Source organism: Sphingobium sp. TomTYG74 (assembly GCF_055393875.1).
Window position 1 is genome coordinate 739,402 of sequence record NZ_AP027342.1, and the last position, 22,809, is coordinate 762,210.

12 protein-coding genes are annotated in these 22,809 nt (G+C 65.2%); 1 reads left to right on the plus strand and 11 read right to left on the minus strand.

The window, feature by feature from the left end:
* Positions 1 to 7: 7 nt before the first annotated feature.
* Positions 8 to 856 carry a metallophosphoesterase gene (locus ACZ5TB_RS16370; RefSeq protein WP_464780579.1) on the plus strand — a complete coding sequence of 283 codons (849 nt, stop codon included), beginning with the start codon at positions 8 to 10 and terminating at the stop codon, positions 854 to 856.
* Between the two features lie 70 nt (positions 857 to 926).
* Here the strand turns inward: ACZ5TB_RS16370 and ACZ5TB_RS16375 are convergent, their stop codons facing one another.
* The 11 genes from ACZ5TB_RS16375 to ACZ5TB_RS16425 form a co-directional block, all read right to left on the minus strand.
* Positions 927 to 1,736: a hypothetical protein gene (locus ACZ5TB_RS16375; protein ID WP_464792741.1), complete on the minus strand. Its 810-nt coding sequence runs from the start codon at positions 1,734 to 1,736 to the stop codon at positions 927 to 929.
* Entirely contained in the window at positions 1,733 to 2,128 is a 396-nt protein-coding gene (locus ACZ5TB_RS16380; RefSeq protein WP_464792742.1) for a hypothetical protein, read from the minus strand. Before ACZ5TB_RS16380 ends, ACZ5TB_RS16375 begins: the two co-directional genes overlap by 4 nt.
* A gap of 378 nt (positions 2,129 to 2,506) precedes the next feature.
* On the minus strand, positions 2,507 to 3,025 hold the full coding sequence (locus ACZ5TB_RS16385; RefSeq protein WP_464792743.1) for a tetratricopeptide repeat protein: 519 nt from the start codon (positions 3,023 to 3,025) through the stop codon (positions 2,507 to 2,509).
* A gap of 66 nt (positions 3,026 to 3,091) precedes the next feature.
* Positions 3,092 to 7,057 carry an LVIVD repeat-containing protein gene (locus tag ACZ5TB_RS16390; protein WP_464792744.1) on the minus strand — a complete coding sequence of 1,322 codons (3,966 nt, stop codon included), beginning with the start codon at positions 7,055 to 7,057 and terminating at the stop codon, positions 3,092 to 3,094.
* A 107-nt stretch (positions 7,058 to 7,164) separates the two neighbouring features.
* Complete coding sequence (locus tag ACZ5TB_RS16395; RefSeq protein ID WP_464792745.1) at positions 7,165 to 9,003, minus strand: hypothetical protein; 1,839 nt, start codon at positions 9,001 to 9,003, stop codon at positions 7,165 to 7,167.
* The gene (locus ACZ5TB_RS16400) at positions 9,004 to 10,923 is read right to left on the minus strand and encodes a heme-binding protein (protein WP_464793270.1); all 1,920 of its coding nucleotides are present in this window, start codon (positions 10,921 to 10,923) and stop codon (positions 9,004 to 9,006) included.
* Between the two features lie 47 nt (positions 10,924 to 10,970).
* Positions 10,971 to 12,362 (minus strand): multiheme c-type cytochrome, encoded by a 1,392-nt coding sequence (locus ACZ5TB_RS16405; RefSeq protein ID WP_464792746.1) that lies wholly within the window; start codon positions 12,360 to 12,362, stop codon positions 10,971 to 10,973.
* Between the two features lie 78 nt (positions 12,363 to 12,440).
* A complete protein-coding gene (locus tag ACZ5TB_RS16410) occupies positions 12,441 to 18,158 on the minus strand; it encodes a beta strand repeat-containing protein (RefSeq protein WP_464792747.1) in 5,718 nt (1,905 codons plus the stop codon).
* Entirely contained in the window at positions 18,158 to 19,915 is a 1,758-nt protein-coding gene (locus tag ACZ5TB_RS16415) for a ShlB/FhaC/HecB family hemolysin secretion/activation protein (protein WP_464792748.1), read from the minus strand. The genes ACZ5TB_RS16410 and ACZ5TB_RS16415 overlap by 1 nt, the downstream gene beginning before the upstream one ends.
* Before the next feature lie 144 nt (positions 19,916 to 20,059).
* Complete coding sequence (locus ACZ5TB_RS16420) at positions 20,060 to 20,776, minus strand: hypothetical protein (protein WP_464792749.1); 717 nt, start codon at positions 20,774 to 20,776, stop codon at positions 20,060 to 20,062.
* Positions 20,763 to 22,805 (minus strand): CHASE2 domain-containing protein, encoded by a 2,043-nt coding sequence (locus ACZ5TB_RS16425; protein WP_464792750.1) that lies wholly within the window; start codon positions 22,803 to 22,805, stop codon positions 20,763 to 20,765. Before ACZ5TB_RS16425 ends, ACZ5TB_RS16420 begins: the two co-directional genes overlap by 14 nt.
* Positions 22,806 to 22,809 lie beyond the last annotated feature (4 nt).

Sequence of the window (22,809 nt, forward strand, 5' to 3'; positions counted from 1 at the left end):
AAGGACCATGCTGATCGCCCAGATCACCGACATTCACCTCGGCTTCGACCCCGGCAACCCCGCCGAGCTGAACCGCCAGCGTCTGGATCAGGTCCTGCGCGCCCTGATCGATGGCCCCAACCGCCCCGACCTGTTGCTCGCCACCGGCGACCTCACCGATCAGGGCGATCCGGAAAGCTATCGCGCCCTGGCGCAAGCCTTCGCCGCCTGCCCTTTCCCGGTCTGGCCCTGCATGGGCAATCATGATGACCGCGCCAACTTCGCCGCGATCTTCCCCCACATCCCCCAGCACGACGGCTTCGTCCACTACGCCATCCCGCTGGAAAACCGTCGCATCCTCGTCCTCGACACGCTGGAGCCCGGCCGCCACGGCGGCGCCTTCTGCGAAGCCCGCGCCGCATGGCTCGCCGCCCGCCTCAATGAGGACAGCGCCACCCCCACCCTCATCGTCATGCATCATCCCCCGGTCGAAGCTGGGATCGAATGGATGAACACCCACCCGGACGAGCCCTGGGTCCAGCGCTTCGCCGCTACCATCGCAAGCCGCCCCAACATCGCTGCGCTGCTCTGCGGTCACCTTCACCGCACCATCACCGCGCCGTGGCAGGGCACGACCGTCGCCATCTGCTCCTCCACGGCGCCCCAGCTCGCGCTGGACCTGCGGCCAATGGATCCGGACGCCCCGGACAACCGGCCGATGATCATCGCCGATGCGCCCGCCTACGCGCTCCACCGCTGGACGGAGCATGGCCTTGTCACGCATTTTGAAACGGCGGACGATCATGTCGGGCTGGCCAAGTTCGACACCGGCATGCAGCCGCTGGTCCGCATGCTGATGGATGAACGGCCGGCGTGACGGCGGCGTCGCATTGGTCATCCAGCGAAGACGGGGATCGAACGTGTCCTGACGGGCGCCGCCAGCTTCTCTATTGAGGGGTCGCTGGTGCAGCCACATGCTCTACCGACGCGCTGCCTCCATCCTTGGCGGTTTCGTCTTCAGCCTCCGCTGTCACCGTCGCCTGTTCTGCAACGAGCGCTCGCAAGCGGGCCTTGCGGCCGCCCATCCGATTGATCAACCCGCCAAGATGGTTCCCGAAACGCACCTCCCCTGACCAAACAACCGGCGTCGCCCGTGCCAACAGAGAGGGCAGCGGCATGTCACTTGGCTCGCGCGGTCGAATATCGACAGCTTTTGGCATTGGCTGCGGCAAAGTACTGCCGAAAATGCCCCCCATAAGTGCGCCTTTAAGCAAACGCCCTGCCGTCAATACATCACGCTTCTGGCCTTGAGGAAAGTCGCTGTAGACGGACACGACACCCAGGTCGGTGACGGTGCCTGCCGCAAGCTGCATCGCCGAGGAGCCAAGCGAAAAGGCGGTATCATTGGCCCCTTCCACCACCCAATTCCCCGGATCAAGTTCAGCGATGTAGAGGCGCCGCTCCTTGTCCTTCATTGCAGGCTTGATGAGGTGAACACGGTTGTCGAGGACCCATCCTCCACGCGGTATCTTACCGCCGGGCGGCGGCGTGGGTGTGGCAATATCGTTTTTGGCGGAATCATAACGGCCGAGAATCAGCGTGCCATAGAGCATGGCATCGTCCAGCTTGCCGATTTCCACCACCACATAGGCTTTGGTAGGATCGAGTGCCGATGGCACCTTGCTGAGCCCGCTGGATGCTGCTGGCGCGGCCCAGGCGGCTATCATGGCAAGGCAAAGAATAAGATATCGCTTCATTCAACCAGCACCTCCCCCACAGGCTGTTCCGCAGCGACGAGCGCGAACATGCGATCTATCCGTGCTTCACCTTCCAGCTTCCTGATTTCCGCATGGCTTGCCTTGTCGATCGAACGGCGCTCATAGCCCTTGTCCGCCATGCAAGTTCTTTCGACGCGTGAAATCAGCCGCCGCCGTTCCCGGCTTGCCGCCATTGAAGCAAAGAAAGAGCCTATACCCGCAGCTATGGCGTTGTTGGCCGCACTCGAGCCATAGGCCGTGAAGCGAACATGTGTCGTCCGCACGCCACCTGCGAGTTCCGTACAATCGTTCACATCGTCCATGTAACGATCGTGGCCAATGCCGCGTTGATGGAAATAATAGGGACCTTCCGCCAAGGCCGGCGTGGCCAAGCAGAATAGCGCAGCCACCGTTGCTGCCCCCATGCAAACAGGCTTCATGCAGATCCCCCTTCAGACTCTCTATAGCGAGCGTATCACTGCGGCAATGCCAGCTTTGAACTCTCAACGGTTGGCAGCGGGATCAGTATTTGGAAGCAGTCGCCCGTTCCCTACTCCATCGTCCCCATCGCATTTCGCTCCCGAAACATGATAGGCTCGCGCGCGGCCGTCGTCGGCGCCACGATCGGCGGCAGCAGGAGACCAGCCAATGGCCCGGAACGACGACGATCTGTCAGCGCTCGATGTGCTCATTGTCACCGCGCTGATCGGCCTCACCCTGGGCGTAGGCTGGAAACTGTGGGGATCGCTCTTTAGCTCATAGCGTCCTGGTCAGCCCGGCACATATATCCATATATGGCGTGGGCCGCCTGCCATAGCCCGAAGGCTGCGCGCAGATTCCGCCTGAACTGGCCGGGGCCGGCATGGATCGTCATATATTGCGGCCATCGCCATCAATATTCCCGGCGGGGCGCTATTCAGCTCATAGGTGCCGTAAACGATGTTCCGGTGCATCGCCAGGCTGCCCCACAGATCGTGCAGCCTTTTGTCCTTTGGGCAGAGAGCCTGCGTGAGCAGCATCTGGCGGATGGCCGCCACCGCGCGCGGGTCGCCGCCGACTGCGGCGCCGGTCAGCAATATTTCTGCCTGTTCCTTGTCCTGTTCCACGCCGTTGCCGTCGCGATATGCCAAACCCAACGAATAGCGCGCGGACACATCGCCACGGCCGATCTCTTCCTTCAACAGTGGGATCGCAGTTGCGAAATCACCCCGGCCATAGGCCTTCATGCCCGCCGTCCGCTTCACGCCGACGGAACAGCCCGACAGCACAGCAATAAGCGTTGCCGTCATCAGTATTTTGGACGCTAGCCTCATATCATTCCCCCCTTCGATGGCCGACGCGACCGCACCTCCCCCTCACCGCAGCAAAGGCGGTCGCCAGCTCTTCATATCCACATCGTCGCTGACCTTGTAGGGCACGCCCTTCGACGTCAGGAACAGCCGCTCCATCTCCGGCCGGGTGAAGGGCCGCGATCCGAGGCGTCCGAACACCGCGATCTGCCCGCCCGTCTCGTCCACCGCCCGATCGCGATCCAGACCCTTGGAAAGAGCCACCGCAGGCGTGGGCGTACGTGCCCACGCGATCAGTTCGGGCTTGGGCGCAGGGGAGAAGCCGTAGAAATTGGGCTGGCTCGCCGGGCTGGTCAGCTGGATCACCTTCATGCCGTTGCGGCCGTCCGCGACATAGGCGAAGAGTGAGGCGTTGGTGGTGCCGACGATCACATCCTCCACGTCCGTCATCTGTCCGCCGAACGTCTCCCTGACATAGAGGCTGGGCTTCAAGGGATTGGTGATGTTGACGATCGCCAAGCCCTCGGCCTTCGCCGCGACATAGGCATAGGTGCGCGCCAGATAGATGCGGCGTGCGTCAGCCAGCCGCACGGTCGCGGATGGCACGGCCACCGGATCGGTGAGCTTCGTCACGTCGAACAGTTTCAACCCGTCGGCGTCGGTGACCCAGAGGTAGCGGAACTGGATCGCGCTCGCCCGCGCATCCCGCATCGGCCGCACCGCCGCCAGCTTCGGACGCAGCGGATCGCTCAGGTCCACCACCACCAGCCCCACATCGGCGGTGATATAGGCGATTTGCCCGGCAAGCTGGATATGTCGCGCGCCGTTCAGCACGCCATCGGGGTTCCAGGTGACGGCGCGCTTCAGGAAATTGTTGCGGAATTCGCCGTCGGCCATGGTCTCAATATTGACCATGATGAGCCCTTCGAAACTGTCCGTCACCGCCGCATAGCTGTAGATCGGCAGGAAGGGCTGTTCCTGATTAATCTCGCGCAGTTCCTTGGTGCTGCGCAGCGGGTTGATCGGCTGATTGGTCGGCAATGCCATGCAGGTCGCATTCTTCGACGCTACGCCTGTATTATGACCGAGCTTCGAGAATGGCCCGCTCACGATCGGCTCGGAAAAGCCCTTGTTCGCGATCGACGCCACATCATAGACGCGAAAGCCGCCCTTCCCTTCGGCCACATACATATATTCGCCGCGCAATTGCAGGCAGCCGACGCGATCGGCGGTGCCCTTTACGACATTGCGGAATTCCTCGATCGGCTGCGTCTCGCCCGACGCCTTGTTGTCGAAGGTACGCCCACGCACCCAGTTCTTCAGTTCGCGTCCATTTTGCTCGACATGCAGCTTCCAATAATCGGGATAGGCATATTTCTGGAGGTAAGACCCGATCACCGCCTGCGGCTCGTCCCACTCCGTAACGCGGATCGCCTCGAACCCGCCTTCCAGCCCCGTCCAGGCATTCAGCCCCACGAAATTGACGAAGTTCGTGCCCAGCAGCAACAGCTGCGACATGATCGCATTATTGTCGTCCTTCGCCGACAGATGGCAGTCGGAACAGGTCTTCGTCTCGGTCTTGCGCACCGTATGCGGGAAGTGCGGCGCGAACGCCTGTGACGAAAAGCCGATGCCCGACACCGGCGGCTGCTGAATATAGATGCGCTCGCGATTGATGTTGGTCGATGACAGCACCAGCGCGGACGTCGATCGCACCGGGGCCGTCTCATTCCCCTTGGTCGTCATATGCTTGCCAAGCTGGAACATCTCATCGCGCGCGACCTGCGGGTTGTAGGTCGCGAAGTTGCGCGTTTCCTCACCGTCATAATGGTGCAGCGAGGTCTTCCAGTTCGCCTCGATCGGCAGGTGACAGCCGCCGCAGCTCGTCGTCCAGCTGAGGTGACAGGTGAAGCAGGCCATGGAGTCATCGCCATGCGCCCGGTCGGCCTTCGCCACGCCGGGGCCGAAGGCGAAGCTGCCATCCTCCGCGCCTGACTTGCTCATCAGCTTGGCGCGCGCGGCCTTGGCATTGAAGTGCGGGTTGGCGGGATCGACGCTGTCTTTCACCAGCGACACCTCCCATTCGAGGTTCGGATCGACGATCGAGCGCTGGATCAGCTTGCGCCGCCCGCTCGCGTCATAGAACCATTCGAACCGCCGCTTGCCGTCCGGGTTGCGCAGCAGCGCCAGGTTGGTGCCCTTTGGCGGCGCGGCCGGTCCCGACGTCAGCAGCGTCGGATAGGCGTCCGCCGTGCCATGGCAATCCTTGCATCCGATCTCGATGGCGTTCGCCACCTCGCCATAGATGAAGCCGTTGCCATGGCTGTCCTGCGCGAAATGGCAATCCGCGCATTGCAGGCCCTTTTCGGCATGGATGTCCATCAGGTGGACGGACTTGCCCGGATTGGTGCCGGGCTGGACAAACTTGCCCTCGCCCTTCTTGCGCCATTTCTCCGGATCGTCGGGCGACACGATCTTGCCGTCCGCGTCAAGAAGATTGCCCTCGCGATCGCGCTTGAAGATCGCGCGGAAATTCCAGCCATGGCCGTGATAGTCGGCGAACTGCGTATCCTTCGCCTTGTCGTTCAGGTCATAGACGTTGCGCAGGAAGTCGAGGTCCGCCCAATTCCCCTTCGGCCCCGCGCCCTCTGGATTACGCTCCAGCGACTTGTGAACCTCCGCCGCGTCCGGATATTTCTGCTCCTTCGGCCACATCAGCGCCGCGTCGGACTCATAGTCCCACATCGTATAGCCGAGATAACTGTTCAGGAAGATATTGGGCTGGTGCATGTGGCAATTCATGCACTGCGCAGTCGGGATCGCGCGGGTGAACGTGTGACGGATCGGATGCCCGCTTTCCTTCACCGCGCCGATCGGATGATCCGGCGTCTCGTCATGCGCCCCTTTCAGCGCGCCATGGCCCTTCTCCGCATGCTCCACTTTCGCAGCAATCGTCGGGTCCACCGTAGCCGTCTGCCCATCCCGCCCATATTGCGCATAGGTCAGGCTATGCCTCGGCTCACGGTCGTTCGCGTAAACGACATGGCATCCAGAACAGCCCGAATGGCGATAGTCGCCCGGCTGATCATTGGTCCCCATGAACCACATATAGGGATCGTTGAGGCGGGTCTTGTGCAGGTTCAGGACCGGGATCGCCACGCGCAGCCCCGTCCCCGCCCCCCGGCTCGACTGTTTGAGGTCAGGCCGCCCCGGCTCCTCCAGTCTCTGAATGGAGCCCGTCGGATTTGGCAAGCCAATCTCCGGGAACTGCGTCGCAATGTTCCGCCCGCCGCGCTCGAACACCCGAAAAACATCGCCCGGCGGCGTCACCTGCCAGTTCGGCAGCGGATAAAGCTCCGCCAGCGCGCCCCGCGCCTTCTGCTCCGCCGTCAGGGTGCCCGGCGGCGAACCGGGCGAGACGATCTTCGCGGGCTTGCCATCCTTGGTATAAGCCTCGCCAAAGATGTAATTCTTGTACGGCACGATGCCATTATTATAGGCCGCCCCACCCCACAGCATCGCCCCCGACGCCATCAGCGATCGCTCCGCCGCCTCGATCGTCTGCATGTGGCAAGAGCCGCAAGCCTCCCGCGCCACGCGATAATCGCTGGGATTGACGAATCGCACAAACTCCGGTGCTTCCCGGTTGAGCAGCGTGTAAGTTCGCTTGGGATTGGCCGAGGACGGATAATGCCAGCTTCCCGGATAGCGCGGCAGCACATGCGCCTTGTCCCGCGCCGCCACATAGGCGGGATCTTCGAAGCCATGCGAAGGATCGCCCCGCACCGCCGCATCACCGCCATGGCAATCGACGCAACCCAGCATCACCGCCGGGGTCGCATGCATCGACGGCTCATCGGTCTTGGTATGACAGCTATAGCAACCGTCCGACTTCGCCGCGACCTGTTCGGAGGTCTGGCTCATCGGCGCGGGCGCGGTCTTGGCGTAGACGCGCTCGACCGGCTTCTCCGCATCCGAAGCCCGCAGCATCGCGACGGGCAACAACAACACTGCCAACACCAACACCGTCATCCCCGCGAAAGCGGGGACCCATCTCCCACCATATCCCCAGCCGAAACGCCGGGAGATAGATTCCCGCCTACGCGGGAATGACGAAGGGAGGAGGCGAACGAAACGCATCAATAACTCAAAATCAAATTGCCGAGCACCGAATAATAATTCCGGTTCCGCTCGCTATTGGTGAAAAGATCACGAAACCCCGCCCCCGGCAGCAAAGTCGCCCCCGACAACCGAAACACAATATTCTGCGTCGCCTTCGGCCGCCAGATCGCGGCGGTGGACAGGTCCCAGCCGATCGACTTGGGAATGCTCCCCTCGTTGCGCAGCGCCTGCAAAGTTGCCGTATTCTGAAACCACAGATGATTGGCATTGGCCGAAACCCGCAGCTCCGGCAGCACATCGAAATCCGCCCCTGCCCCCAGCAGCATCGTACCCGGATTGTTGAAGTTCGACTGCCCTTGCTCCTTCGACGACCGCAGCGAGTTCAAGATGCCGTTACGCCCATTGATCCCAATGACACGCCCACCGCCCGCAAAGGGAATGGTCTGCCTGATCCAATAACTCGTATCCGCCCCCGCAAAGACCGGATTCTCGAAAATCGCATCAAACCCGTTCTCGCGATTGTCGTAAGGATCGCCATCCCCGCTCGCATACAGCCCCGACAGCCGGAACCGCATCCAGTCCTTGTCGATACTCGCCTCAGCAGCGGCAAAAAACGCCCTGATCTGCGCAGGCTCCGACGTAAAGAAGCTGTTCCGATCCTCCCCCAACGCCCCGTAAACCGACGCCGTCAGGTTGATCCGTCCAATCCGCCCATCGGCATTATAGCCCAGATACACGACATCATAATCCCGCCCGCGCAGGTCGCCCAGCAAGGCAGGCCGCACCGGAAAGCCATTATCATCAACCTCGATCCGCCCGGCCTCGCGGTTCATATTATAGACGGCGGTGATCTGGCTGGTGAGCCCCGGTATCAGGAAATCCTGCCGATACAGGTTCGCCAGAAAAACCCAGTCCCGCCGAGGCGACTGCACCACCGAATTCAGGCCCGAATTGGTGTCCTTCTCCAACCGCCAGAAGGCCGCGAGATTGAACTGGAACCGATTATTGTCCCGATTACCGAACAACCGGATGCCCAGCTGCTGATCATTGAACAGAAAGCCACGAAAATCCGACTGAAAAGGCTGAATGCCCACACGGATCGACCGAAAGTCATAGCGATCAGACGTATTCGCCAGATGATAATCGACGAACAGCTCCTGCACGCCCAGAAAATGGTCGGTGCGGTGCGAAGGCTTCGATGGCTCGACAAACAGCACCCGCCGTTCGGGCACATTCACATGGTTGATATTATAGGCCAGCGTCAGCCGATACTCGATCTCCGGCGGCTTGAACGCAGTCGATCCCTTGATCAGCGCCACGCCGCCGATGAAGGTCTGGCTCAGCACATAGCTCGCATCCTTGCCGAACACATCGATGCTGCCCGGCCGCTCGGTCGTCTGCACGCCCACCGGAATGGGAAAAGTGCGCGGCTCGATCACCGTGTCGCTCACCGCATTGGCGACGAAGAACCAATCCTCGCCCTTGATCGGCAACCACTTCACCTTCTCGCGGTCAATCGGCCGGTCACCCTTCAGCGTGTTCTGCCCATAGGGATCGAACCAGCGTTCCTTGACCACGCCCAGCGATTCAATCAACCGCCAGCGATCCGGGATCGGCACCTGATCCACCGGAAAAGCCTCGGGCGGAGGTGCCCGCACCGCCCCCTCATTATTCTGCGTCACCGCCTCGGGCAGCGGCGCTTCATAGCCCGGCCGCCGCCGCCCATCGATTGATTGGTCGTCCGCCCCCACCTCGGGCGCATTCAATATCTCCTCCCAATTATCGGGAGGAGGAGGCGGCACAGGCTCGCCCGGCTGCGCCAGCGCCAACAGCGGCAGGAAAGCGGCAAGTCCCACCTACAGCCCCTGACACACATTTTGCGACGAACTGTCGAGGAACGGCGCAAAGGGGCAGCTCACATAACGCAGCCGCACCGACGCATTGCCAAGGTCCACGACGATCTGATCCGCCCGGATCGCGGCGGGCGCATTGCCGATGCCGCCGCCCCGCTGCCCGCCATTATGCGCGCCCAGGAAACTGATCATATCATCCTGATCGATGCCGTCACCCGACACGCCGATCGCACCCACCAGCACGCCACCGCGATAGATAGGCACGGAGCCGGGGAAAATCTGGATGCCGTTCTGCACCCGATTGCCCGCACCCACACCCGTCACCGCCGAACAACGCTGCGGCGTGTCGGTCGCACTTGCGCCCGTCACGAAAGCCAAATGCGCGGCCAGATCACCCACGACCAAAGCCGATTGCAACCCGGTCGAAAAAGGATTGAACTGCGCGATCGGGCGCGAGAAAGGCCCATTAGGCCGCCCCACCTCACCATCGGGAAAATAAGGCCGCGACAGATTGCCGTTCGCCCGATCCGTGAACGCATGCGTCCCCGTCAGCGCCGCCGGATCATTCAGGAAAGTCCGCGCTTTCCCCACAAAAGCCGCCACATCCGCACTGCTGCTCGCCAGCAAATCCGGCGCAGCATGAGCACCCGAGAAGAAAGCCGCCGTCCGTGCCTTCTGCAAGCTGACATCGGTGCCAAAGATCGGCGCATCGGGCGACCGCACGATCCCCAGCGCCGCGCCGCGCGTATCCACCACGCTGATTGTCACCTGCGCCCGGCTGTCGAGCGGCTGCCTGATCTGCGCCCGCGCCCGGCTCATGATGGTGAAGGCTTCCTCCAGCACCGCCGTCACCTCTGCGGCGGTCAGCGGCTGAGCGACATCCCCGACATCGGTCGCCGCCCGGATCGGAAAACGGTTATTCCCCGACCCATCGGTCAGCACGAAAGCGTCCCGATTGGAAAATTCCGCCACTCGCGAAGCGCGCACGCCCGAAAGCTCGCTGCCATAAGCGACACCCGCCAGCACCATCGGCGCAGGATCGCCATAATAGCCGCGCACCGCCACCAGCGATCCCGCGCTGCCGTTGATCGCGGCAAAGCTCGCCGAGCCGCTCGCCATCAACCCCGAATAAGCCGCATCCGAATAGCGCAGCGAAGTCCCGTCCACGAAGATGCGGTTAGCGCGGATGCTCTCCGGCGCCTCGAACCCCAGCGTCCCCGCCAGCGCAATATATTCTTCCGGATCATTGTCCGTGTCGGTCACATCGGCATCGGACCCATAGACCCCGTCCGCCATCACCCCGACGCCGCCCACCACGACGCCATTCTTGTAAAGCGGAAAGCCCCCCGGATCAGCCGCCAGCCCCAACGGCGACCGCTTCGGCCCGATCATCGCTTGTGAACCCGAAGACACATAGCGCGCCGACAGGTCCGAACAGGGCAACTGGCTGAACTGCACGCCGAACAGCGGCCCGCTCTCCAGCCCCACCGTCCCCGGCGCGGGCGGGAAATGTTCCTGCACGATCATGCTCGCCGTGCGTGTCGAAAAGGCATTGCCCCCACTCGACAGATAGGCGCCGGTAATCGCCTTGCTGATAGCCCCAGCCTCCGCCGGAACCGTCAGATTCTGCGCATCGATATTCTGCCCGTTAGGCGCCGCGCTGGTCGTAGCCGTCGCCCGCGCCCCATTCATCCGAAACACCGCCAGCACATTGCCCACGCGATCCGTAACAGCAATCACCGCAGGCAGGCTCCTCGCCTGCGCCTCCGCCGCCGCATGGGCAACCACCGTCTCGACATCGGCAACCGTCAGCGCCTCCTGCGCCGGATCGGCATAGAGCCGCGTCGGCGTGGGCGTAGGAGTAGGCGTGGGCGATCCCCCGCCGCCGCTACTCCCGCCGCCACCGCCGCAGGACGCCAGCATCAACGCCGACAGCGCAACCAGCGCGCCAAATTTGTGCCGCAACGCCCTCACCGCAAAGCCCCAATGCTGCGCGCCGCATTGCCCAGCGCCGCCCTGAACGCGGCAGGCTGATAGCCATTCGGCTCCTTCACCGCCGCATAGGCGCGGTTGACGTCCGCCCGGATACCCGCCGCCGCGCCCATGGTCACGCGGCCCGACTTCACCATGCCGTTGAGCAAGGTGTCGATCGCCATCACCGCCTGCACCGACCCTTCATAATCGGTGAAGCGCGGGCTGATCGCGCCGCCCGCGATCTCGCGCACGATGGCGAAGGCCATGTCGCCCTTCAAACCGCCACTCGCAAAGGCATCGCCCAGCGCCCGCGCGCTCGCCGCCAGCTTGCCCGCCGCTGCAACCGCCGCCCGCCGGTCGGTCGCGATCGCCGCGTGGAAGGCTCGGCTGTCGGCATCGAACCGGCCCGCCAGCCCCGGTGCAGCCACCCGCGCCGCAGCCGACAGCAGAATCATATTCTCGTCGTTGAAAGGCGGCATGCCCGCCGGGATCGGCCGTCCGGGGTTCGCCTCCCACGTCTTGCTGCGCTCCGCCTGATCATAGATGCGCCGATGGCAGCTCTGGCAGTCGAAGAAATAGAATTCCGGGAAAGCCCCTTCCGCCCCCTTCGCGCTGGCATAGAGCGTCAACGCCCGCTCCACCGCCATCGCCTGCCCCACGGCCCACAGCTTCAGGCTGTCCGTCCGCCCCTTGCGCCGCGCATAGTCGGCATCCTCATCATGATGCGCCTGCATGGAAGAGAAAAGGTCGAGTTCAAACGAGACACGCGGATGGCCAGCCGCCATCATGCGGTGATCGACGAACTGCCCCGGCCGGTCGCTCCCGAAATGGCAATCGAGGCAGACAGCAGCCCGCGCCTGCGGCCGGTCGAGCGGCATCATCCCAGCCGCAACGTTGGACGCATGGGTCGCGCCCACCGCATAATGGCTCGCAATCCATCCGCCCGCCGCGCCGTGGCACGCTTCGCACCCGACGCCATCGCTCGCGAGGACCCGCGCGCCGGTTGCCGCCGCCGGAGTCGAATGGCACCCCAGGCAAGCAGGCGCCGCCGTCGCATCGCCCAGCCCCAGTGTCGCCGCGATCTGCCGCCCGCGCGTGCCGCTCAGCACCGCAAAAGCCCGGCTATGCGCGCCACCGGGCGTCGAAGGCTCCTGCCAGCGCATCAGCTCATCCTGACGCACGACCTTGCCGTCGCCTTCCATCCGCCCGTGGCAGGTCGATCCCGCGCAGGAGGCAACGCCGGTAAAGCCGCGCGTCACCGGAGCAGCGTCAGCCGCCCCCCGGCCACCCCCCGGCAAGGCGCACAGCAGCAGCACGAGCAGCATCGCCGCGCCCAGCACCATGCCAGCCGCCCGCCTGCTCACGCCGTAGCTTCTGAAGCCCCCCATTCACACGCCCCCTTGCGCGCGACCGCTCTAGCCGCGTCCGCGCCACCCTTTCAATCCCGTTTCTCTTGGTCTTTCCGCTTATTGCGCATCGCAGGCCTGCTCGCCCGGCCCGCCGCATGGGCGATCCCACAGATCCTCGTTGCCCGCGCCCGTCACCGGCTCGTCGATCAGCGGAGGAAAGCCCTCCGTCACGACATCGCGCAACTCGATCAGCGCCGCCGGGAAGGTGCGCGACACCGCCGCCGACGGATCGAGCAACCCGTCGATCGTATCCCGATTATCCACGCTCAATGTCGTGCACGAGCCAAAGATGAAGCAGCCGTTGATCTTCGATCCCGCGGCATATTCCCCATCAATCGCCACCAGCGGGATCGTGTCCAGCCCGGTCGCAAAGCCCCCGCCAGCAGTCGCCAGTCGCCCGTTGATCGCAATTTGCGGCCGCCCACTCCCGCTGCTGATGATCAGGCTGTTGGCGGTAAAGCCGCGCCGGTCGGCAAAGTTGGTCGACAGCCCGCTATTCTGGATGAAGATGCCGTCGGTCGCGGCCAAACGGATCGTCCCCGCCTGCAACATCCCCACGTCCAGCGCCAGCCCGTCATTCCGCGCCAGCCGCAAATCCCGCGCCGTCAGCGAGTCCGCCGCCCGCACATCGGCGATCGCCTCCGCCGTCGCGACATAGATGGACGGCGCGTCAAGCGTCAGCACGCCGCCCAGCCCGCCATTGCCATCACTGACCGAGATGGACCCAAGCCCCGCAATCACCTCCAGCGCGTCTCCGGCCGTCAGCGTCAGCCCGCCGTCGCCCGTTCGTCCGGTCATCGCCACCGCGCCCTGCACACGCAACAGCCCGGCCGCGCCGATGCTCATCACGCCGTCGCCCGGAAGCACATTGGTCCCGATCGTCAGGTCGCGCACAGCCACATCCCCCGCGCCCGCGATCGCAATGCGGCCAGCCGATACACGGCCCAGCTCCGCCGCCGACAGGCTGTAACCCGCCGTCGCATCGCCACCGCCGATGAACGCCTGCGCACCTGAGGCATCGAAGCGCAACAGCCCCGCCGCGCTCACTTGCCCATTCGCGGAAATCGCGATGTCGCCAGAACCGATCGTCACCGCCTGCCCGCTGACCTGGCCATTCACCGCCACCAGTCCGGCGGCGTTCAACAACACGTCGCCACTCGCCACGGCATTGGCGATCGCCATCCCGCCGCTCGACCCCAGGCTGATGTTCCGCCCCAAGGCCGTGATCGCACCCTGCGCCAGCAGGTCGTTCACCACCAGATCACCCGCGCCCGCATCCAGAGTCGCAGCGCCACCCGAAGCCAGAGCCTGCGCGCTGATCCCGGCGCCGGTCATCGTCAGCAATCCCGCCGAACGCAGCGATGCGCCCGCCGCGCTGATGCTGCCCGGCGTATCGAGGGCAATGCTGGCCGCCGACAGGCTGTCCGTGCCTGCCGCCCGTCCGGCATGGCTGAACGCGATGCTCGTCCCCGAATAGCCGGTCAGCGCGCCCGTCACCGCCAGCGCGCCGCCGCCGTTGAAAGCAAAGGACAGCGGCCCTTCCGTCAGGAAATCGGCCGCCCCATCGACCTGCACCCCATTGCCAGACGCGGCAAAGCTGATGCCGGTGAAGCCCGGCACCACCGTGCCCGTCGCATGCAAGGTCATCGGCCCGGCCACGCGCAGGCCGCCGCCCGCTGCGCTGCTGCTGTCGGCAAAGCTGATCCGGCCGCCCGCATCGCCATTGGCGGTCATCGCCAGTGAAGCCAGCTGCCGCTGCACACCCGCGCCCAGCGCGACGCTGCCGCCGTTGGCGAGGGACGCCGTTCCCCCGCTCGTCAGGCCGTCGATCCCGCCGACGCCAGCCAGTCCCGCCGCGCCGTCAGTAACGATGAAAAGCGGCCCCAGCAGGAAATCGCCATCGCTCGCTGCGAAGGAGGCCACGCCGCCCGCGCCCGTTCCACCATTGCCGCCTGCGCCATTCGCAACGCCGCCATCGGCGCCCGCGCCGCCCTGACCAACCGCCGTGATGCTATAGGCGGGCAGCGTCGAAAAGCTGTTGCTGACACGCAATTTCCCGCCGTCGATCCGCAATGTCGCCGACCCGCCCGCCGCATTGCCGCCCGAACCGCCTGCGCCACCGGCAAGTCCGTCGATCCCGGCCGAACCGGCACCGCCGGTCGCGTTGCCGCTCAGCACCAGTTCCGCGCCAGTCACCGCGCTCGCCCCGGCATTCACCGCGAACAGCGCCGTCCCGCCCTGCGCGTCACCGCCATCCGCACCCGCGAGGCCCAGCCCGCTCTGGAATGCGCCAGTGCCGCCCGCGCCGCCCAGTGCTTCGGCCAGAACGCCGATGTCCCCCGCGTCGAGAGAGGTCGATGCCCCGGTCAGCCCCAGCGTCGCAGTGCCGCCAAATGCGTCGCCACCCCGGCCCGCCGCTCCGCTGAACGCCGTTCCGCCAGCACCGCCAAAGCCGGAAGCCGACACGCGCAACTCGCCGCTGACGCTGGTCGCGCCAAAACCGATGTTGAGTGCCGCGATACCGCCAGTACCCGTGCCGCCCGCGCCACTGCTGGCGCTATCCGCGCCCGCGCTGCCAAAGCCGTCGGCGCTGACGATCAGACTGACAAAGCTGGGATCGACATCGATCAGCATGTCCGCCGTGCCGCCCGTCCCGGCGGCGCCCGCGCCGCCCTGACCGGGTCCAAAGGCATAGATCGGATCGCCTGTGACCTGATCAAAGCCGCTGATGTAGCGGTTGATCCCCGCCAGGCCGCCCTTGCCTTCCGCCGACACGGTCAACGCGCCGATCGTATGGCCTTCGCTCAGATAGGCGACGCGCGCCCTGCCGCCCGTGCCATTGCCTGCCGCGCCTCCTGCAAGGTCGCTGCTGTTGTCGCCCCCTGCGCCGCCGATACCCTCTGCCGATACCAGCAGCGACGGCGCGGTCAGCGCTCCGCTTGCCAGCGTCAGTTCCGCCGTGCCACCCGTGCCATTGCCGCCAGCGCCTGCCGTATACAGGCCGCCGGGTGAGCCCAATCCTGCTTGACCACCGGCACCGCCATGGCCCAGCGCCCGGATGGCCAGTTCTGTGGTCACGACGATCTGGCCGGTGCCGCCCGCGCCCATCAGCAACCGGGCCGTGCCGCCAATGCCCGCGCCTCCGTCCGCGCCATTGGGACCGTTATAGGAGTAGAAGGAATAATAGGGGTCGGGGCCGCCGCCCGCGCCATTGGCCTCGATCGAAAGGCTATCCGCGTTCAGCACGCCACCGCGCGACTCCAATATCGCCGTGCCTCCAGTGCCCGACCCGGCCAGGCTGGTCACTTCATCGCTGGCATTCGCCGCGACCGCTTCGCCGCCGATGCCGCCTGCTCCAAGTTCCAGATTGGCGATGTTGGCGGTGCCGCCGGTCATCAGGAACTGGATCGATCCGCCCTGCCCGCTGCCAGCCTGAAACGGCGTGACGCCGTCACCGCATGACGGGCAATTCACAGAGGACGCTCCGCCTCGACCATAAGCGCCCGCCGACAGCATCGCGGCATCGAAACTGCCTCCGGCGACCAGCAGGTTCACCGTGCCGCCGGTGCCATTCCCGCCATCGCCTTCGTTGTAGGTCGTCCCTTCGACATTGTAAGTAGAAACGCCGTCAGCATAGGCCGACAAGGCGCCAAAGCGCATCACCGCGCTTCCCGCCGCACCGGCCCTGCTCTCCACCGATATGCTGCCGCCCAGCCCGTCGCCGCCTCGGCCCGCAACGCCGTCAAAAGACGCCGTTTCCCCGCCAACGCCTTTCGCGTGCAGATACAGACTGCCATCCGCCACAAAGCTCGCGTCGGTCGCATGGATCAGGATCGACCCGCCAGTGCCATTCGCTCCGTTCGCGCCATAGCCGCCCCGGCCATCGGCGGTGATGTTGCAATAAGAGGTGCAATCGGCCGCGAAACTGCCGCGCAAGCCGCTCTCCGCACTGGCCGACAAGGTGATGCCACCCCCCGTCCCGGTGCCCGCCACCGCGATGGAGTCGCCACCTGTCGCATTGGCATATATGTCAAAATAGCCGGTCGTGATGCTGCCGCCCGCCGCCGAAACGTTTATCGTTCCGCCGGTCGCGTTGCCGCCTGTGACGGCGGGGACGGGAAAGCTGTATTCGACCCCGGCGGACGCACTCAACGTCATGGTGCCAAAATCGATCCCCCCCGCCAGCGGCCCGCTCGGTCCTGCCGCGGTCCGTGCCGATATGGTGATGGCTCCGCCCGTCGCATTGCCCGCGCTGTCGCTGCCAACCCCGGCGGTCGCATCGGCATGGGCGAGCAGGCTAGACGCGCTGATCGAACCGCCTGCCGCGATGACGTTGATCGCACCACCCGTCGCATCCCCTCCGGCCAGCACCGGGAAATTAATGCCTCCCAAGCCATAGGCGTTGGCATCCAGCCGCAGCGCCCCGGTGACGTCGATCTGCCCGTTGCCCGATGGCAAGCCGCTGCCGCCAAAGGTCAGGACGTCGATGGTCCCGCCCGTGCCGCCAATCCCGGCGGTCAGGTTCATGTCACCGCCCACGCTGATGCTGCCGCCCTGATCGGCGCGCACGGTGATCGCCTCACCCGCTTTCAGGTCCATGGTGCCGGTTGCCGCTATGGCTCCCGCGGCACCGGATTGCAGCGTAATCGCCCGCTCCGCCGTCAGGTTGAGGTTCGCGAAGTTCGCGGCAGCGCTTGGCTGAACGCCAATATTGCCGGTCGCCTGCCCGGTCACATCCGGCTGCCAGATCCCGCCGCCGATGCTGATGCTCGCCTCGCCCGCGCCCGTCATATTGCGCGGACCGATGACGCCGCCCGCTACGTCATAGCCAGCCGACAGCACCACCGCGCTGCCCGACTGCACCGCGCTCGCCGCTGCGTCATAGCCGACATTGCCCGACAGCAGCATGGTCAGCGCCTGATTCTTTGGCATCGCGACCATGAAGACATGCTGCGCATCGGTAACCGTCGCGCCCGGCCGTTCCGTGCTGCCCGTATGCACCACGCCATTGGCATCGGTCGTGCCCGCGCTGATGCTGATGTCGAACAGGCCGCCGTTGATCCTGATGTCCGCAGCCTCCGCGCCGACATAGGCAGCCGCGCCATTGACCGCCACCGTCCCGCCCTGCACCACGCGCGGCGCCACGAGCGCGACGTAGCTGCCGCTCGACAGCGCATTGATCTGCGCGCCCGGTTTCAGTTCGACCGATGTCAGGACGTTGCTGGGACCGCGAAAACGGATCTCGCCCCCACTCCCATAAAGCCCGCCGGTCGTGTCGATGTCATTGCTGGTCAGCACCAGCGACCCGACATTGAACAAGGCGTTAGGACCAGCCACGATCCCGCCCGGCGCGTAGAACCATATCTTGCCGTCGGCGCCGCTCTGCACCGTGCCGTTCAGCGCAATGATGCTGGACACGGTTTGCCCGCTGCCATCAACCGGCAGAATGCGGTTCAGCACCGTATAATCGCCGCCGCCCGACATGCCGTTGACGAACGATGCCGTCTTGCCGGTCGGCAGGAAATCAATCTCCGCCGGGGCCGATGTGTCCGTGGGCTGCCAATTGATGATCGTTTCCGGGCTGCTTACCGTGATGACATCCGTCGTCCCGCCTAACGTCCCCTGCGTGATCGAGGGCGCCCCGGTGCTGGAAATGAACCCGCCCTGAAACGCCGTCTGCGCCTTCGCCCCGCCCACGCAGCCCACCGCGAGCGCAACCGCGCTGGAGCGGCCCAACAGGGTCAGAAGCCAGGATTTGCTACGCTTTTTCGACATCAACGCCTCCACGGCAGAATTCGAGTGCTGACCGACAACAGCAACCGCGTGTCGCCCCGCTCCGTCTGCAACCCCGCGCGCCGCAGCGGCGTTGCCAACGTCACGTCGATCCGCGCATGATTGGACCAGGTCGCCCGCACCCCGCCACCGGCCGAATAGAGCTTTTGCGGATCAAGCCCGGCAAAGACGCTGCTCTGGTGCCACATCCACGCCGCGTCGAAGAAAAGGAAAGGCTGCACCGCGATCGCGCCCGGTCCCTTCGGCGTGATCCGCCCATAGCGAACCTCCGCACCGAACCCGACGCCACTGTCACCCGTCAACGTGCCCGGATCATAGCCGCGCCCGACTGTATAATTGCCCGCGCTCATCTGTTCATAAGATAGCAGCGGGTCGGGGCTATATTGCGCGCGCGGCGACAGCGCGAAGGTCAGCTTCGGGGTGGGGCGATATTCCGCCTGCACCCCCGCCCTCACCAGAAAAGCAGAGGCGTCTCCGTCCAACTGTCCTGTCGGAATGCAGGCGGCCTGATTGCCGCAAGGCTCGCTCGCCCCCAGCCCAGCAAGCCCGTGGCGCAGCTCCAGATTACCGCCGATCCGCCATTTGGGTTCGATCGCGGAATAGCCGGTCGTGCTCCCCAGGCTGTCGGCATCAATCGCCTCTCCCTCCAGCCGAAGAAACAGCACCCGCAGCCGGTCGCGGGACAAGAGCAGAGAGCCGATGCGAAGGTCCTGATCGACCACATCCAGTCCGCCGCTTGCCAACAACGTGTGCACCTGCCGCCGCACCAAGGGATAGGACAGCGCGGCCGAAGCGATCATCGTTTTGGACGAGAGGTCCAGCCCGTCGATATCAGGCTTGCTCCAGGCATAGGTGAAGTCGCCCGACAGCCGCAGCCCGTCGCTCCCCAACGCGATGCTGTGCCCGACCTGCAGCACCGTCTGCTCGCTCGGTTGCACGGTGTTGAAGATGCTGAGGACCGTGCTGTCCCCCATCCCGGTCAGGTCGTTGAAGCGCACCCGCGCGAGGCCGGCAAAGCGCCCCACCGCGTTGCTGCCAAGGTTTTGGACATTGACGTCCATTTCCACCCGGCGACGAACCACCTGCACTTCGCCGATGACCTCACCCGGCGCCGTCCCGGCGGGCCGCAGCGCCAGCCGCACGTCATAGCCCGGCAGGTCGCGCGCCAGCAGCAGGTGGCGTTCCGCCTCATGCACGTTAAACAGCGGTTGCCCCTTGAGCGCTTCCATATGCGCGGCAATCAACCGTTCGCTCCGGCCCGCGTCGCCCCGCACCTCGATAGCGACCAGCCGCGCCATCAATATGTCGAAATGGACGATGCCGCCTTTCTCGATCCGTTGCGGCGGGACCTGCACCGCCGCCAGATAGCCGAGCTGCCGCAGCGCCGTCGCGGCCCGATCACGGACTTCGCACAGGCTGGCGATCGGCACGTCGCGCCCTGCCAGATCGCCCCAGCTGTCCTTCAGTATGGCTGCGTCAACGCCGCGAAGGCCGTCAAACTGCACATCGGCAAAGTTCACAGTGACATTGGCAAAGCGCGGATCGGCCAGCGGGCAAGGCGCCCGCTCGACGCCGCCCTCGACGGTCAGACGGCTTCCTTCGCCTGCGACGTCGGCGGCCTGCTGCCCCGGGGACAGTTCCTCCCGCGTCGGTGCGCGCGGCGCGACCTGCGCCATGGCGGGCATTGGCGCCAAGGCAGTCAATGCCAACGCCATCCGCCATTGCGCACGCCCCGTCATGCGGGATGTTGCTGCCCCCTGAAACCCCATAGCCGTCTCATTCCCCCAAAGTGCGACGGGAGCGGCCATATGGCCTGTCGTCCCTGTCGCTGCGACCGTCCGGGTGAAGGCGCTCTGCCCGCCGCCCGTCGGCTTATCAAGTCCCTAGCGTGCCGCCGTATCGATCAGCAGATCAAGCTGCGCCTGGCATCCATTCGCGATCAGCGCGGATGCCGTGTTGTCCATTCCCCCAGCGGGCGCTCCCAGCAGCGCAAAGCGAATGTCGGTGGTACGCCCATCGGCATCCACCCGATAGATTGCGCCATCCTTGACGGGGAGCGCTGCGGGCCATGCCGCCATCGCCTCCCCAGCGGCGAAGCTGGCCGTACCCTGCGCGCCACCGCCGCTGATGCGGACGGTTGCCGACTTTTTGGCATCGGCACGCCACAGGCGCACGGCGGCGGGATCGGACACGCATAGCGGCCCCGGCTGCGCAACATCGACCAACCACAGATTGGGCCGCTTCGCCACCGCTGACGCGTCCCCCAAGGCACCGCGCACGGCCCCGGTGCGCGCCCGGCGAACCCTTTTCGTATCAAGCAGCGCGGCCATGGTCACATTGGAAGCAGGCACTGTCGCCGCCGCCGTCACGTTGAAACGGCCCGGTCCACGCAGCGTTCGCGTGCCCTTCGCATCGAGCAACGTCACAACGTCCCCCGCCTTGAGCAGCAGCGCCCCGCCATCCGCGAGCTTCTTGCCCGGCGTATAGCTGCCCGCCGAGGGTCCCGAAGACCGCACCACCAGGCTGTCGGCCCATGCAGGCGTCCCCGCGCCCACGGCCACCGCCATCCCGAGCGCCACCGCCCCCTTAGCCCAGACCATAAGTTCCTCCGTCTCCAATATATTCATAGCGATACACCAGATTGGCGAGAGCCGCATCATCCGGATGCTCCTGCGCCACTGCTTTGAACTCGGCCAGCCCCGTCGCCCGCGTCTCCGCATCTTCGGTGTCGAAGGCGGCAAGCGCGGCGCTCAGCCGAGCGCGATCGGCGGTCGCGAAATTCGGCGCTGGTTCAAACAGGTCGACCGGCGTCGACCGCCCGCGAAGGCGGACCCGGCCCATCGGTCGCCACCAGTCGAGGCCCGACCTCTCCATTGCTTCTCGCGAAACCAGGACTGACGTTTCCAGCGCCTTGTTCGCCGCTTCCAGCCGCGCGGCCGTGTTCATGCTGTCGCCCAGAGCCGTATATTGAATGCGCCCTTCGCCGCCGAAATTCCCGACGATCGCATCACCATGGTGCAGGCCCACCCGCGTTCGACCGATCGGCGGGACGCCGGGCGGAAGGTCTTGCCGGAACGCCTCGCCCGCCTGCCGCATGGCATAGGCGGCAAGTGCGGCATTGCGCCCGTCATCCTCTCGCGCGATCGGCGCGCCCCAGAATGCGACGACCGCATCGCCGACGAATTTGTCGATGGTCCCGCCATGGGCGAGGACGACGTCGCTCAACATGTCGAGATAGCGGTTCAGCAACTGCGCCACCATTTCCGGCGCGATCGCGTGACTGAGCTTCGTGAAGCCCTCCAGATCGGTGAAGAGGGTGAAGATAGGCCGCTTTTCGCCATGCAGCGCCAGCTTCTCGGGTTCCGCCAGAATCTGCGCGGCGATGTCGCGGGGCAGATATTTGCCCAGCGCCGCCTGCGCGAAGCGGCGCTGTTGCGAATTGACCGCCCGCGCTGCGGCGCTGACTGCCGCAAAGGTGACGACCCAGCCCAGCGCCCACCCGGCGGCAGGCAGCCCCTTGGTATCCCAGCCGCTCGCCTGCAACCAGAGCGGCAAGCCCGCTATGGCCACGGCCTGAAGTCCAAGCGCGGGCACCAGCCAGAACCAACGCAAATCCGCGAGGCTGGTCAGCGCTGCGGCCAACACGATGAGCGCCGCCGCGATCCACAATGCCCAGCCGGGGACCGCAGGCAGCGCAGCGCGATCGAGCAGTTGCGCGAGCATGGTCGCATGCACTTCCAGCCCGATCATCGTCGATTTCGCCTGCCGTCCGGACAGCGGTGTTTCGAACTGATCGATATCGACGATGTCGCCGCCGATCAGCACATGTCGGCCCCGCACCATCGGCGCCAGAGCAGCGGCCATGGAGGGGTCGGCGAGCAGATCGATCTGAAGGCTCGGGATCACCGGTTCTTCCGATCCGTCCGCTTGGGGCCGTGGCATGCGGAAACGGATGGCGCCGCCATAATGCGCAAAGGGCGCCGACGGGTGCATTGCCAGCGACAACAGCGGTGGCTGGCCCGGCACCGGTTTTGGCCAACTGCGCGCGACATTGTCGGAATCCGTTTCCAGGCGGATGCTCGCAGGCCGCACCCGTGAGGTCCGCGCCTCAGCGATGAACCGGTCCAGATATTGCTGCTGTTCGAAGATGATCTGTTCGCGGTTGTCGCCGAAATTGGCGTAGCCGAGCCAGACCGGCGTGCGCATTGCATGCAACGCCGACAACAGCTGCGCGTCTTCATCCTGCGGCTGATCGAACAATATATCGATGCCGATGGAGGTTGCGCCCATCGCATCGAGATTGCGCAGCGCCCGCGCCAAAAGACCGCGATCCAGTGGTGAGCGTTTGCGCGTGGCGATCAATGTCTGGTCATCATAGACGACCATCAGGATGCGCTTGTCCTGCTCGACACGGGGCGCGAAAGTGGCCGCGCGCCAATCATACAGGCCGCGTTCTGCGTCGGCGGTCGGCATCTCCCGCTCTGAACCGGCGCCGCCCAATGGCTTGGTCCAGTTCCACCCCGCAACGAACAGCGCCAGCAGCAATAACAGCGCCGTCCCGGCAAGCCGCCATCGCCCCGCGTCCTGCATGACGCGCGCACCCCGACGCAACAGGCCCTGCGCCGCCATCGGG